Below are 13,859 nucleotides of genomic sequence, written 5' to 3' on the forward strand. Positions count from 1 at the left end.
ATTTCGGGGTTTAACAGATATAGTTAGGGAACTAACGTGATTATATTTGCATGAATCATCGCTTTAATACTCAAAAATTACCTTATTATTACAGTTTTATTACTATTAACATATCATGGTAAAAACTTGTTAAGATGGACTGGTTAAGAAAATTAACTGTGGGAAGGGTATTATTTATGTTTTCAAAGAAGAAGATGGTTGCAAGTATCGCTACCGCTGTTGCCTTGACAGGTGTTTCATTTGTTGCAACTAACGAAGTTGCACCCCAAACATTTGCACAGCAAGAAGTTAAAGCTGATTCTTGGATCAACAATTATATAAATCAAAATGGAATTCAACCGGTTTCAATCCAATATCGTGAAGGGACATTTACTAACTGGATCCCTTACGAAAACGGTGTTGGTAAGCCAGAAGGTGTCGTTGTTCATGAAACTGCAACACCAGGTGCTACTGCTGAAGATGAAGTTTCATACTTCAACAACAACTGGCCAACAATCCAAACATACGTCCACGCATTCGTTGATGATACATCGATCATCAACATTCACAGTGCCGACTACGCGGTTTGGGGTGCTGGTCCAACAGCCAACTCTAAATATATTCAAGTTGAGCTTTGTGAAACTAGTTCGGTAGATGCATTTGCTCGTTCAGTTGCTAACGACGCATACTACGTTGCATCTAAGTTGCATCAATATGGATTGCCTGTTGAATACGGCAAGACTGTGGTTTCTCATGATCAAACATCACAATGGTGGCATGAAACTACACATACCGATCCAACTGGCTACTTTGCTAAGTGGAACTACGATATGGAACAATTTACTGCTTTAGTAAACCAATACTACAGCACAATGGATGGTTCAAATACTAATAGTGGCAATACCAATACAGGTAACACTAATACTGGTACTAACAATGGTGGCGTATCTTCAAACACTTCAGAAGGTACAGTTACTGTTAAAAATCCATCAAGTTTCATGGTTCCTTTAGTAGCATTCAATAACCATGGTGGCATTACTAAGTCTAACCGTGGATTAGCTAACAATACTCCTTGGTATACTGACCAAACTAAGACATACAACGGTCACACATACTACCGTGTATCAACAAACGAATGGGTCATGGACTCATACGCAACATTTACAGCTAAATAATTGAAATACTTAAGGTGAAATTAATAGTTTATTATTAGTTTTGCCTTTTTTTCTGGGTTTTGCATTGAGGGGGAGATTCACATGTTCAAAAAAAATAAATGGCTCGCAAGTATTGCTTCAGCAGTTCTTTTAGTTGGAGTTGGTTTTACTACTACCATGCAACTTGCACCACAAATGGTCCAACAAGATGTTAGAGCTGATTCTTGGATCAACGATTATATCGATCAAAACGGTATCCAACCAGTTCCAATCACTTATCAAGAAGGTACTTTTAGCGACTGGTTCGGTTATGAAAATGGTGTTGGTAAGCCAGAAGGTGTCGTCGTTCATGAGACTGCTTCACCAAACACAACTGCAGCAACTTTTGCTCAAAGCTTCAATAATAATTGGGAAACGTTAGAGACTTACGTGCATGCTTTTACTGATGATACGCAAACTATTAACATCCACAACACTGACTACGGTGTTTGGGGTGCTGGTCCTACAGCTAATTCCAAGTATATTCAGATCGAACTGTGCGAAGTAAATACAGCGGATAAATTTGCCCGTTCAGTCGCTAATGATGCTTTTTACATTGCTACGATGCTTCACAAATACAACTTGCCTGTTGAATACGGCACAACAGTTGTAACGCATGACCAAACTGCACAATGGTGGCACGAAACTGATCACACTGACCCAACTGGCTACTTTGCCAAATGGGGTTACGGCATGGATCAATTTATGCCATTGATCCAAAAGTACTATGACCAAATTGGCAATGCCGGAAGTACTGCTGCCGGCACCGATACAACTAATAATGGCGGTGCTGCTCAAGGTGAAACAGGCACTGTCAAAGTCAATAACTCATCCAGTTTCATGGTTCCATTAGTTTCATTCGATACTGCTGGTAATGCTAAGAACGCTAACCGTGGTTTAGCTAATAACACGTCATGGTTCACCGACCAACAAAAGACTTACAATGGTCACACTTACTACCGTGTCTCAACTAATGAGTGGGTCATCGATAGTGCTGCAACTTACACAGCTAGATAATTTTTTGAATATTAATTAAATAATATTAATTACAAAGGTCAGCCAAACGGCTGGCCTTTTGCAATTAGAGCTTTTCAGCTTTTAGCTACATTTTCAACTTTCCGTTGTATAATATTTGATAATCAGAGAGAAATATTATAGATTTTGAAAAATTTCAGTCGATTCTCACCTTACTTGATTGTAAAGTTTTGGCCTTGGGGGATTCATGGGTCGGACTTGCATAAGATCAATCGATTACAGGAAAATGTCGAATGAGGGAATACATATGCCATTTTTTGCTTATATCGTGATTGTGGCTGTGTTAGAAGTCGCTCTGGTCATGAATGTCCGATCGCTATTTAGCCGACATCCGGTACCGACTTTTATCGCAGTCACGATTTTTATTTTAGGGTTATTGCCACCAATCATAAAAGCTCAATCGATGACTAATTTGTCGCCGCTTTATACTATCTTTCTAGCTTTTATTTTCTGCGTGGATCTAATGTTTTTAATTATCATGGGTATCTATACTTTTTACGTCAACTATTTTGCCAAACGTGCCAGAGTTGAACAGGCAGACTACATCGTGGTACTGGGTTCAAAATTTATGAGCAAGCGAATTCCACCGATCATGATGAGCCGCTTGGACAAGACGATTCAAGTTTATGAACAGATGGAACCAAAGCCGAAGATCATCGTCAGCGGCGGCGAAAGTTCAATTGTTAAGATCAAAGAGTCGACTATCATGCGTCAATACTTGTTAGAACAGGGAATACCGGATTCTTCGATCATCGTTGAAAATAAGTCGATCAACACTGCCGAGAACTTGGAGTACTCTTCAATTGCTATCAAACGATTGTGGAACTTGCCAACTGTTCCCAAGATAATCGTCGTGACCAGCGAATTTCACGTTCCAAGGGCAAAGGAGTACGCGCAAAAAATTGGATTCTCGGCAAATTTCGTACCTTCGATCACTCTGCCGATTTTTAAATGGCCGGCAATGTTTCGTGAGTTCACAGCAATAATCTGGTATTATAGATACACTATCGAAACCGTGATGTTGATGATGATAGTGCTACTTATTTGTACCTTTGTTCCCTAAGGAGTTTGCTGTATGACTATTTATGATAAATTTGTCGCCAATAAAAGATTGCGGCGAACAGTTCTATTGCTACTCGTCATTTTGATCTTTTGGTTGTTTAGAAGCATGCTGAGCTTGTTCTTGCTGACATTTATTTTTACATTTTTGTCAGTCCAATTAGTTCGAGCCGTTCAAAAGCATGTTAATATCCGGCCGATCTGGATCATTGCACCAGTCTATATCTTGATCATTGCATTGTTGGTATTTGCAATTACCAACTACGTTCCGCAATTGGTCCATCAATCGATCAAGATCGGTGACTCATTGACCAAGTTTTACCAGAGTAAAGAAGTTCGCGATAATAAATATCTATCCTATGTTTACGATTATTTGCAGCAGATCAATCTTGATAATCAGATTAAGACCGCTGCTTCTCAATTAGTCAATTACATTACTAGCGTTGGTGCGATTGGATTAAATATCTTCCTATCATTTATATTGAGTTTTTTCTATACGTCACAGATAGAAGATATGAATCGCTTTGGACGTCAGTTTTTAACTAGCAAATATGGTTGGTTATTCGACGATGTTCGCTATTATGGTCAAAAATTTATCAATACCTTTGGTGTCGTTATTGAGGCTCAATTGATGATTGCCGTGGTCAATACGATTTTGACAACCATTACGTTGATCGTCATGAAGATGCCCGGAGTAATTGCTTTAGCAGCGATGGTCTTCATTCTTTCCTTGATTCCAGTCGCTGGTGTGATTATTTCGTTGATACCACTGAGTTTCGTCGCTTATTCAGTCGACGGATTCAAGTATGTGGTATATATCATCATCATGGTTATTGTGATCCACATGATCGAAACATATTTCTTAAATCCACAATTTATGTCAAGCATGACCCATTTACCGATATTCTTTACATTCGTAGTCTTGATAGTTTCAGAAGAACTACTAGGAGCATGGGGCTTGATCATCGGTATTCCAATCTTTGTTTTCTTCCTCGATATCTTAGGAGTTCATCAAATAGGGGGAACAAAACAACCGAAAAGACGACGAATACCTTGGAGAAAATCATAAAATGTAAGAGAGTGGTCCAAAACACGGGTAACTTTTGAGCATTAACGTAAAAACGTACCTAATTCGCACTCTGAATTAGGTACGTTTTGTAGTTAAGCGGAGAAAGTTGTGTTTTGGAGCACGTTTATACTGCATATTTATTGATAAATGTAGTTATGTCGCGGATACTTTATTATAATGGGTGTTAAAGTCAATTTGATTAGATAGGAGATTTGGTTATGTCTTTTTTTGATAGAAATAAAAAGAATGGCGACAACAACGATGATCACCAACAAAATGGTGCTAACAATTCGCAATTAAATAACCAATTTAGTAGCGTGCCACCATTCCCACAACAAGCTGCAACTAGTGCAACAGCAGCACCGATTCAACCAGATCCACAGATGAGTGCGGATCCACAACAAAACTTCAACCAACCAACAGAACAAAATCAACAACCGATCGATCCACAACCAGCAGAGAATACTTTTTCACAAGGGGATTCAGTCCAACCTGATGGTCCAGAATTGAATGGCTACTACTACGAGGAACAGCCAGTGCCTGAAAAGGACAACAATGACTGGGAAAATACCGAGGAAGATCTACAGGGAATCATCAATCAAGAAAATGACGTTAAGAAACAATTGCGTCATCAACTTTTGTCGGCCAGAAGTTATTACAACTATGTTTTACGTAGTTTAGGCAATGATCAACAAAATGCCCGCAAAGAAACCAATGACCAAGTTTCAAAGATCAATACATCCTTGAAAAAATGGTTTGGTTCTGACGAAATGGCAAACGAAATTTTCCTTGATCCTAATCGTAACTACTTCATTTTTAATGACCACTTGGATGTCAATCCTAATGATGGCGAACGTCAAATGTGGCGTCAATTAACTAAGACGTTTGATGATCACGGTTTTTTAGCAAATACCATCACTGTGTCTTACGACGACCTCGCAAACCAAACTTGGACTGACTACCAAAACTCGGACTTAGTTAATCCAAATTCATATTTATTGAACATGTACAACGATTTACAAGGACGCAACAACAACGTGTCAGTTGCTCCAGCCGAAATTCCTTATGAAGACGACTATCGGATCGAACACGATACTGATAAGAACATCGACAAGGTTTATGATGGCGAAACTTTGGTCATGGAAGTTGCTCGCAACAACCATGGTCAATTAAAGGTCATTAGACATTATGACGACCGCAAGTTGTTGAGTCGTGATATTTTTGATGTCAATGGCGTCAATTCGGCAACGCAATTTTACGATCCACAAAATCCTAATCGCGTTATTCGTGAAAACTTCTATCGCCAAGATGGCACTTTAGTTTTGATCAAGAGTTATACCGAAGACGAACCTTTCATTCAATTGTTTTCCGCTGGCAACGTTTTGATCAGTACTTTCAGCAGCGATGAAGAATTGATCTTCTGGTGGCTTAAGAATCAAGCACTTCGCAATATGCAAGCTACTATCTTTGTTTCAATCGATTCGGCTTTTTACAAGAAATTATTGCAACTTAGAAAGTACAGTATCGAGATCATTCCTATCATTATGACGCAGGATCAGAATGCGGGAATCGTGACTGATTTGTTGAATGGAACTGATAAAGTCACTGCTGTATTTGCAGGAAATGACAACGTAAATGGCTATTTGAACAAAAATGCCAAAGTAAAAATGGATATTTCGACTCTTGAAGATGTCGAGACTCCAATTTATAAACACTAAAAGTGGGCCCGTACCACTTTTTTTTATTGAATAAATCGTGTAATATATAACTTGTTTAAAGAAATGAAAAGAGGAAATGAAATGGCAAAATTAGTTTTCATTCGTCACGGACAAAGTGAATGGAATTTATCTAATCAATTTACTGGCTGGGTTGACGTTGACCTTAGTGAAGAAGGCGTTAAACAAGCACAAAATGCTGGTAAACTTCTTAAAGAAGAAGGAATCGAATTCGACCAAGCATATACATCAGTATTAACACGTGCTATCAAGACATTGCACTACGCTCTTGAAGGCTGTGGCCAACTATGGATTCCAGAAATGAAGACATGGAGATTGAACGAACGTCATTATGGTGCTCTTCAAGGCTTGAACAAGAAAGAAACAGCTGAAAAGTACGGTGATGAACAGGTTCATATCTGGAGACGTTCATACGATACTTTGCCACCATTATTGAAAGCAACTGACGAAGGTTCAGCAGCTAACGATCGTCGTTACGCAAACTTGGACCCACGTATTATCCCTGGTGGTGAAAACCTTAAAGTTACTTTGGAACGTGTTATTCCTTTCTGGGAAGACGAAATCGCTCCTAAGTTGTTAGACGGCAAGAACGTTATCATTGCAGCACATGGTAACTCACTACGTGCCCTAACAAAATACATCGAAGACATTTCAGATGCTGACATCATGGACGTTGAAATGGCAACTGGTGAACCAGTTGTTTATGACATGGACAAAGATCTTAACATCGTAAGTAAGAAGAAGTTGAACTAATTTTTGATTAGTTGAGCTGAGAAGACTCCACAGTGTGTGGGGTCTTTTTTTTGACCTTTATTTGTGTAAGAGATTAAGGTGGTTGTGTACGCAAACTGTCTCTAAGACAAACAAATCAAATTTAACTCATATTTGATAGGAGATGGATATTCTTCGACTCAAAAAACAAACCATGATAACATAAAGTCAGACATAACAATGAAGGGAGGTTAGGATGATGACGACGTTATTACGCATACCAGTTGACGGAAAAGTTATTCAATGGGCAATTGATAATGGTGAGAAAAATGATGAAGACCTACTGAAGAAATATTCGATAAATAAATGGAAAAACGCAAAGAACAAAAGTGACTATCCTACCTTCAATCAACTACAAGGCTTTAGTCGCGATACCAAGATTCCTTTTAGGTATTTGATCAAAAGCTCCATTCCAGAGGAAAATAATGATTTTGTGAAGTACAGGACTGTCAATAATAGCGACGTTCTGCCAAGCCGAAAATTAGTGGATACCATCCATCAGATGGAATCACGACAAGCATGGATGAAACAATATCTACTTGAACAAAAAACAAATCACAAATTTGATTTATTAAATCAACTGAGTGTAAATATTGATCCAATTAGTGCATCAAGTAATGTAATTGATATTTTAAATTTGAGTTCGGTTTATCAATCATTCATGACAGACGACGATTTCTTTTCATTGTTAAAAAATAGAATTAGCGATTATGGTGTTTTAGTGATGCAAAACGGAATAGTGGGTTCCAATACCCAACGCCCGTTGAATGTGGATGAATTTAGAGCATTTGTATTGATAGATGATATTGTTCCACTTATTTTTATTAATTCTAAAGATAGTAAAACTGCAAAAATATTTTCACTGATTCATGAATTTATTCATATTCTTTTGGGGAACAATGAAATTTTAAATGTGTCTCCAGATGTCGATGTGAAAGATGAAAGATGGATAAATACTGTGACAATCAATGTGTTGATGCCAAAAGAACGAGTCTTGAAAATTGTAAATTGGAATGATTCACCGGAAGATAATGTACGAAAACTATCTCGAAAATTTCATACGAGCATATTGGCAACGTCGATAAGAACTGTTGAATTAAATATTTTTTCTCAAAAAATTGTTGATTGGGCACAAGTTGAGCAAAAAAATGCACTTGCAAATAAGAAATCATCTTCTGGTGGGAATTTTTATAATAATGCTGTTTCTCGAGTTGATTTGAATTTTGCCAATGCCGTGATTTCAGATGAAGCTACAGGTAATATGCCGTTATCTACTGCCGCAGATATGTTAGGAGTTAGTTTAAAAACTTATCAGAAAACTGTTAATAAAATTTTAGGATTGGAATAAGTGATGGGATATCTAATAGATACTAATTCATTAATTGACGGTAGCACAAAGTGGTATCGTAGATCTGTTTTCCCCTCTGTGTGGAAATTCTTGTCACAACGTGATGACGTTGTTATGATACAGCAAGTATTTGATGAAGTTACATATCCTAGTGATTTGACTATATGGGTAGATCAAACTTATCGAGGCCGTTTGATTAAAGTTGATCAGGACATCCTTGATAAATATGGAAAAGTTCAAGATTGGATATCTATGTCAAACCGATGGAGTGATGCCGGAATAAGTCGATGGGACGATGTCGATAAGGCAGATCCATGGTTAATAGCAGTTGCAATTTCTCAAGGACATACAATTGTTACATTCGATGGCGCAGCTAAATTGAGTTTGCCAGATGTCGGCAGTGAGTCAGGACGGGAGCCCAAAATCTCTGGTGTCGCGAATCAGTTTGGCATTCGTGTCATTACATTTTATGAATTGCTTGAAGAATTACAACTGACATTATAATTGTATTCAATGAATCGCTAACCAGACATCAATTTGAAACTCAAATTGGTGTTTTTTCTTGCCTTCGACCCTACTATAAGGTTTATCATTTATTTAATGATTAAATAATGATGGGAGTATTACTATGACTAATTTAGCACGTAACTCAACGAGAAATTTTTCCAGCAAGCAAGTCGATTTGGATACTTTAAAGGCGATTGTCAGTGAAGCTCAACAAGCTCCATCATGGGAAAACAGTCAGCCTTATCACGCCTTTTTAGCAACTGGAGAGACTGCTAACAAGATTCGTGCAGCTCATGAAAAAGCTGTTGCTGACAAGACTAAGAGTTGGACGGAAGTGATGCCTCCACAGGATTGGACTGCAGCTGCTGACGCCAATATTTTGGATTGGCAATATCAAGCTTCTAACCATCCAGAAAGTAAAGAGTTTGGCGATTTAAACAACGTCTTATTCAATGCTTCAGCAATTCTTTATATTACTATCAAAAAAGACGCTTCAAGCTACGTTGCTTATGATGCTGGTGCCTTTGGTTATGGTGTATTATTAGCGGCGGAGAACCATGGCGTCGGAGCAATTCCTGCATATGGTTTTGTCAGATATCCACAAGAAATTCATGATCAATTTGAGATTCCTGATGATGAAGCAATTTTTATGGGTATTGGATTAGGTTATCCAACTGAAGATCCAATCAACCAATTCAAACCTGGTCGTGACGATTTAGATAAGATATTACAAATCAAGGATTAGAGTTGCATTTGAGTCGCAAATCGATTTAAATAGCATAAAGATGTTTTTTGAGAAAGTGAGAATTCTATGCGTTATTTTTTAAAAACGTTATTAGGTGGGGTAGCAGTTGTAGCGATGATGATCGGTTTAGTGGGATTTGCCGGTTATCTGTCAACTGACGGCAATAATTTGTCAGCCAATTCTCAAGTAAATCAGGTGCGCACATCACTGATGCAGAGTGCCGAAAGATTTTTATCGAGCATCGGCTTTGGGAAAGTCGAAGTTAGCTCGAATGGCCAAACGATGAAGCAAAAGGTTGAAAAGCCGAAAGCTACGAATTCAAGTACGCCAATTGAGTCCAACGTTCAACAAGTCGCATTGTCGAACATTTACTATTATCATTTTCAAGATGGCACGCCTCAATCTGTAAAAAATGTGTTTGAGACTGCCATTGCAACTTACAACAATACCGGCATCGTTAAGCTGATCGCGGGAACTGCTGGAAGTCGTCAAAACGAGATCACCATGGGGACGTACAGTCAAAATACGACTAACGTCCAGGGCAACACGGTCGATATGGAATTAGGTAAGGGTGGACCAGAGACTTTCGCCAGCACGATTGGCGATTGGAGTCACGGTACTGCTCAAATAAATACTTATTATCCAAACGCGGTATCAGTTTCAGTTGCGACCCACGAATTGGGACATGCACTAGGTCTGGGACACAGTAGTGATCCAACTTCAGTAATGTATCCAACGGATCAAGGCATGACGCAATTGACGGCTCAAGATATCAAGACCTTGAATGCCATTTACAGTTCAAGCCAAAATTAAATAAAAAACAGGAGTCATAGGTATAATAAAAAGCGGAAGGGGATGTTTTTATGGCTATGAAACCCCGGAAACTTTTGAAATTGATGCGGAACAACGGCTTTGTCGAGAAATCGCAGACCGGTTCGCATTTGAAGATGTACAATCCAAATACCAACGTGACTGTACCTGTGCCAGTTCATTTCGATAAAGAATATGAACACGGCATCGAAAGCAAAATTTTGAAGCAAGCAGGGATCAACTTAAATAAGCCTACACAGCAGTGATGCGTGTAGACTTATTTTTTATTCAATAATTTTATTTCTCTGATATTTACGATTACGGTTGAGGTTTCTTCAAAGGTCACGCGACCTTTTTTCAAATCAATCGATTTATACAATCCTTTGACGTGGTCATAGTAGCCGGAATCCTCGTTGAAGTAACTGACGTCGACTTGCAAGGGATGCGTCTGCAAATATTTCAATTGGCGCATGATTTGTTGCTCTTGTTCAGCATTGGAATACTTCTTCCGTGCGTACATCTTGGTCTTTTCTTGGATCAAGCCGTTGAATCCTTCCAAAGCCCCAAATGGCGCAAATTGAAAGGCTCGGTCCAGCTGATTCATTGGTAAGTGCCGTTTTGATTGCTGGTACGGTCGTTCCATTATGTCGTTGTATCGGGAGGTATCGTTAAAAATCTTTTTCTCGATTAACTTTTTTTCATCCATTAGGCGTGATGACCTCCAATCTGATTATTTCGTTCGATCGTTGTTGAACCCTTTTCGAGGTCGGAAGCTTTTAAAATAACGTTCTTATTATCAAATTTTTTCTGCAGCTCCAAGATGGTTTCCTGAATCTTGCGGTCTTGCTGACGTTTCTTCTGAGCATCTTGATCGTGCTCGATTTCTGCCTCGGTATTGGCAAAAAGGTTAGTTTGCTTAAACTTCATTTCTTGCTGGGACTCGACTTCATCGACTAAGTTGTTGGCGGTCAAGGTCACGCGTCTTATCAAAAGTTTGTCGTTGATGTTTTGTTTGTAAATTTCTTTGTAGCTATTTCTAAGTTCTAATGAAGAACTAGTTGGAGCATCGAGCTTGATATTGGCGTGGTCAGGCTTTGGCGTTTTGCGACCATAATAGTCTTCGACTAATTTGCCGCTGAAGTTACCATCGAGACTTTTGATGTCGTAGTCGACCACGATCCCAATCCGGTCGGTGACTTGCTTTCTCTGAACTAGGTAAAGTGCCAGAATATCGCTCATACCACGAACGATTTTTAAACCATCTTCATAAGAAGTGGGTTTCATCAATACTTGGCTTTGGTACAACCCGTGATCGTCTGCTCGATAAGTTTTGATATCAGCCAAGGTTGCTGACTCGTGTCCCCAAGCGTGGTTGATCAACAGTTCTGCATTTTTACCAAATTCACGATACAGCACTTCTTCGTTCATTTTGTCAGATAGAGTTCCTAAAGAACAACGGGCAATATCGCCCATGGTATTCAAGCCTAATTTTTCCAAGCGCTTTGAGTAGCCACGTCCGACTCGCCAAAAATCAGTCAAAGGAGTGTGCGCCCACAGCAGATGACGGTATTGCTGCTCGTCCATTTGGGCGATTCGCACGCCGTCGGAATCTCCAGGGATGTGCTTTGCCACGATATCCATGGCAACTTTGGCCAAATACAGATTAGTGCCAATGCCAGCGGTGGCGGTGATGCCAGTTTCTGCTTGGATCTGTTGGATAATAGTTTTGGCTAGCACGTGAGCGGAGACGTCATGGGTCGCCAAATAGTCGGTGACATCCATCAGAACTTCATCGATCGAATAAACGTGGATATTTTTGGCCGCGATAAATCTCAAGTAGATTCCGTAGATCTCAGTACTCTTGTGCATGTAAAAATTCATTCGTGGTTTAACGACTTTGTAGCCAATTTTTAGTGATGGCGAGTTCAATAAATGTTGTCGATTGATTGAAGAATACTTAGTCAAACGGTGACTTTCGAGTTGATCGCTTCGCTCACGGTTGAGTTTTCGAACGATTTGTTCGACTTGAAAAAGTCTTGGACGTCCAGGGACTCCAAATTGCTTCAACGCTGGCGAAACTGCCAGACAAATTGTTTTATCGGTTCGCGAGTTATCGGCAACGACTAAATTGGCATTCAACGGATCGAGGTCGTGGTCGATACATTCGACTGAGGCATAAAAAGATTTTAAATCGATTGCCATGTAAGTACGTTCGCTTTTTTTCATCAATTTCTGCCTCCTTAGAAAAATAAAAAGGCGCTATATCAGCACCCTGTAGTTGTTAGTAGAACTCTTGTTCTTATTATATCATGTTTATCATTAATGAATGGCAAGACAATTCTTGAATTATTCTGCTATATTAGAGAAGATGATTTTTATTTTTAGGGGGATCTAGCGGATGTACGCAAAACACTACCAGTTACGGACAGTAACTTTTATTTTGACAGCATTTATGTTGGGATGTAACGAATTTATGGTCGTTGGTATCTTGTCCGATTTGGCGAAAACTTATCACGTCTCGCTGTCGTCGATCGGTATCTTGGTAACGACGTTTGCTTTGGTGTATGCCTTTAGTACGCCATTATTGACTACATTTACCAGCCATTTTGACCGGCACAATTTATTGATGGTCTTGATGGCAGTGTTCTTTATCAGTAACACTTTGACGGCCGTGGCACCGTCGTTGTTCTGGCTCTTCATTGCCAGAATCATGACCGCTTTGGTTGCCGGGACGATCATTACTTTGATCAATGAATTCGCCAACTTGGTCACGCCATTGCCGAAAAAGCCGATGGTATTAGCCTGGGTCGGTGCTGGGTTCAGTATTGCTTCTGTTATTGGTGTACCTCTAGGTACGACTATCGCGACCTTGATCAACTGGCACGCCAGTTTTGGGATCGTATCAGTTTTGACGTTGATCGTCTGGGCACTATTGGCCTGGTTAACGCCACATGAAAAACCACAAGTTACTGGTAACTTCTTTGAACAACTTCAACTTTTTACCGATAAAAAAATCTTGTTAGGCGTTGGTATTGTTATCGCCGTCTTGAGTGTTCAATATACTTTTTATACTTATATTCGTTCGCTGATCACCACGGTCATGGGCTACGACTTAACTAGTTTGAACTGGTTGCTGTTTGCTTTAGGTGTGATGAGTATTTTAGGTAATCAAATAGCCGGGATGGTCGCTGGTCGAAGGGGGACTTCTAAGCTTCCTTATGTCTTTATTTTGATGATCATTTTCTGTCTGTTATTGGGAACTGCTCTGCAAAACAAAGTCTTAGGAATGGTAGTTCTGGGCGTTCTTTGCTGCTTAGTGATTATTCACGGAACAACGATGCAACTCGGATTTATGAATGAGGCTGCAAAAAATTATCCACAATCGCTAGCTTTGTCGACGGCACTGATCTCAATTTTTTCAAATGTCGGCATTTCTTTAGGTTCATTTACGGCTGCCAATACGGTTAAATTCTTCAGCTTAACAGCAGTGGGATATGTCGCCGCAATTTACGCTGTGATTGCCTTGATCTTAGCTTTAGTTTTGAAGCGAAAAACTAAGGACTCACAAGAGTGGTAGTTATATAGACAGACAATTTTTTTAATGATA

Annotated in this window: 14 protein-coding genes; 12 read left to right on the top strand and 2 right to left on the bottom strand. The window is 39.3% G+C overall.

What is annotated here, in order from left to right; genetic code table 11:
* The first annotated feature begins 176 nt into the window (after nt 1–176).
* The 11 genes from LKF16_RS10535 (at nt 177) to LKF16_RS10585 (ending at nt 10,518) form a co-directional block, all read left to right on the top strand.
* Nucleotides 177–1,154, top strand: a complete 978-nt coding sequence (locus LKF16_RS10535; protein ID WP_291471656.1) for a peptidoglycan recognition protein family protein — start codon at nt 177–179, stop codon at nt 1,152–1,154.
* Between the two features lie 81 nt (nt 1,155–1,235).
* Nucleotides 1,236–2,189, top strand: a complete 954-nt coding sequence (locus tag LKF16_RS10540; protein ID WP_291471654.1) for a peptidoglycan recognition protein family protein — start codon at nt 1,236–1,238, stop codon at nt 2,187–2,189.
* Between the two features lie 265 nt (nt 2,190–2,454).
* Entirely contained in the window at nt 2,455–3,270 is an 816-nt protein-coding gene (locus tag LKF16_RS10545) for a YdcF family protein (protein ID WP_291471652.1), read from the top strand.
* 12 nt (nt 3,271–3,282) lie between these two features.
* The gene (locus LKF16_RS10550; RefSeq protein WP_291471650.1) at nt 3,283–4,335 is read left to right on the top strand and encodes an AI-2E family transporter; all 1,053 of its coding nucleotides are present in this window, start codon (nt 3,283–3,285) and stop codon (nt 4,333–4,335) included.
* Nucleotides 4,336–4,553: 218 nt separating this feature from the next.
* Nucleotides 4,554–6,053, top strand: a complete 1,500-nt coding sequence (locus LKF16_RS10555) for a hypothetical protein (protein ID WP_291471648.1) — start codon at nt 4,554–4,556, stop codon at nt 6,051–6,053.
* 81 nt (nt 6,054–6,134) lie between these two features.
* Nucleotides 6,135–6,824, top strand: a complete 690-nt coding sequence (locus LKF16_RS10560; protein WP_291471647.1) for a 2,3-diphosphoglycerate-dependent phosphoglycerate mutase — start codon at nt 6,135–6,137, stop codon at nt 6,822–6,824.
* A gap of 214 nt (nt 6,825–7,038) precedes the next feature.
* Nucleotides 7,039–8,190 (top strand): ImmA/IrrE family metallo-endopeptidase, encoded by a 1,152-nt coding sequence (locus tag LKF16_RS10565; protein WP_291471644.1) that lies wholly within the window; start codon nt 7,039–7,041, stop codon nt 8,188–8,190.
* Nucleotides 8,191–8,193: 3 nt separating this feature from the next.
* Nucleotides 8,194–8,694: a DUF4411 family protein gene (locus LKF16_RS10570; protein ID WP_291471739.1), complete on the top strand. Its 501-nt coding sequence runs from the start codon at nt 8,194–8,196 to the stop codon at nt 8,692–8,694.
* 124 nt (nt 8,695–8,818) lie between these two features.
* Nucleotides 8,819–9,442 (top strand): nitroreductase, encoded by a 624-nt coding sequence (locus LKF16_RS10575; protein ID WP_291471642.1) that lies wholly within the window; start codon nt 8,819–8,821, stop codon nt 9,440–9,442.
* Nucleotides 9,443–9,508: 66 nt separating this feature from the next.
* Nucleotides 9,509–10,255: a M57 family metalloprotease gene (locus LKF16_RS10580; RefSeq protein WP_291471640.1), complete on the top strand. Its 747-nt coding sequence runs from the start codon at nt 9,509–9,511 to the stop codon at nt 10,253–10,255.
* A gap of 50 nt (nt 10,256–10,305) precedes the next feature.
* The gene (locus tag LKF16_RS10585) at nt 10,306–10,518 is read left to right on the top strand and encodes a type II toxin-antitoxin system HicA family toxin (protein ID WP_291471639.1); all 213 of its coding nucleotides are present in this window, start codon (nt 10,306–10,308) and stop codon (nt 10,516–10,518) included.
* An 11-nt stretch (nt 10,519–10,529) separates the two neighbouring features.
* Here the strand turns inward: LKF16_RS10585 and LKF16_RS10590 are convergent, their stop codons facing one another.
* Both LKF16_RS10590 and LKF16_RS10595 read right to left on the bottom strand, forming a co-directional pair.
* On the bottom strand, nt 10,530–10,958 hold the full coding sequence (locus LKF16_RS10590) for a hypothetical protein (protein ID WP_291471637.1): 429 nt from the start codon (nt 10,956–10,958) through the stop codon (nt 10,530–10,532).
* A complete protein-coding gene (locus LKF16_RS10595) occupies nt 10,958–12,478 on the bottom strand; it encodes a Y-family DNA polymerase (RefSeq protein WP_291471635.1) in 1,521 nt (506 codons plus the stop codon). The genes LKF16_RS10590 and LKF16_RS10595 overlap by 1 nt, the downstream gene beginning before the upstream one ends.
* Before the next feature lie 172 nt (nt 12,479–12,650).
* Between LKF16_RS10595 and LKF16_RS10600 the strand changes: the two genes are divergently transcribed.
* Nucleotides 12,651–13,829: an MFS transporter gene (locus LKF16_RS10600; RefSeq protein ID WP_291471632.1), complete on the top strand. Its 1,179-nt coding sequence runs from the start codon at nt 12,651–12,653 to the stop codon at nt 13,827–13,829.
* Nucleotides 13,830–13,859 lie beyond the last annotated feature (30 nt).

It is taken from the genome of Companilactobacillus sp. (assembly GCF_022484265.1).
Classification (GTDB): domain Bacteria; phylum Bacillota; class Bacilli; order Lactobacillales; family Lactobacillaceae; genus Companilactobacillus.

Bases quoted from the DNA above. Each gene is read 5' to 3' on its own strand.
- LKF16_RS10550 (WP_291471650.1), top strand. From the start codon at position 3,283: ATGACTATTTATGATAAATTTGTCGCCAATAAAAGATTGCGGCGAACA.
- LKF16_RS10545 (WP_291471652.1), top strand. From the start codon at position 2,455: ATGCCATTTTTTGCTTATATCGTGATTGTGGCTGTGTTAGAAGTCGCT.
- LKF16_RS10575 (WP_291471642.1), top strand. From the start codon at position 8,819: ATGACTAATTTAGCACGTAACTCAACGAGAAATTTTTCCAGCAAGCAA.
- LKF16_RS10600 (WP_291471632.1), top strand. From the start codon at position 12,651: ATGTACGCAAAACACTACCAGTTACGGACAGTAACTTTTATTTTGACA.
- LKF16_RS10590 (WP_291471637.1), bottom strand. From the start codon at position 10,958: ATGGATGAAAAAAAGTTAATCGAGAAAAAGATTTTTAACGATACCTCC.
- LKF16_RS10535 (WP_291471656.1), top strand. From the start codon at position 177: ATGTTTTCAAAGAAGAAGATGGTTGCAAGTATCGCTACCGCTGTTGCC.
- LKF16_RS10595 (WP_291471635.1), bottom strand. From the start codon at position 12,478: ATGAAAAAAAGCGAACGTACTTACATGGCAATCGATTTAAAATCTTTT.
- LKF16_RS10555 (WP_291471648.1), top strand. From the start codon at position 4,554: ATGTCTTTTTTTGATAGAAATAAAAAGAATGGCGACAACAACGATGAT.
- LKF16_RS10565 (WP_291471644.1), top strand. From the start codon at position 7,039: ATGATGACGACGTTATTACGCATACCAGTTGACGGAAAAGTTATTCAA.
- LKF16_RS10585 (WP_291471639.1), top strand. From the start codon at position 10,306: ATGGCTATGAAACCCCGGAAACTTTTGAAATTGATGCGGAACAACGGC.
- LKF16_RS10580 (WP_291471640.1), top strand. From the start codon at position 9,509: ATGCGTTATTTTTTAAAAACGTTATTAGGTGGGGTAGCAGTTGTAGCG.
- LKF16_RS10560 (WP_291471647.1), top strand. From the start codon at position 6,135: ATGGCAAAATTAGTTTTCATTCGTCACGGACAAAGTGAATGGAATTTA.
- LKF16_RS10540 (WP_291471654.1), top strand. From the start codon at position 1,236: ATGTTCAAAAAAAATAAATGGCTCGCAAGTATTGCTTCAGCAGTTCTT.
- LKF16_RS10570 (WP_291471739.1), top strand. From the start codon at position 8,194: ATGGGATATCTAATAGATACTAATTCATTAATTGACGGTAGCACAAAG.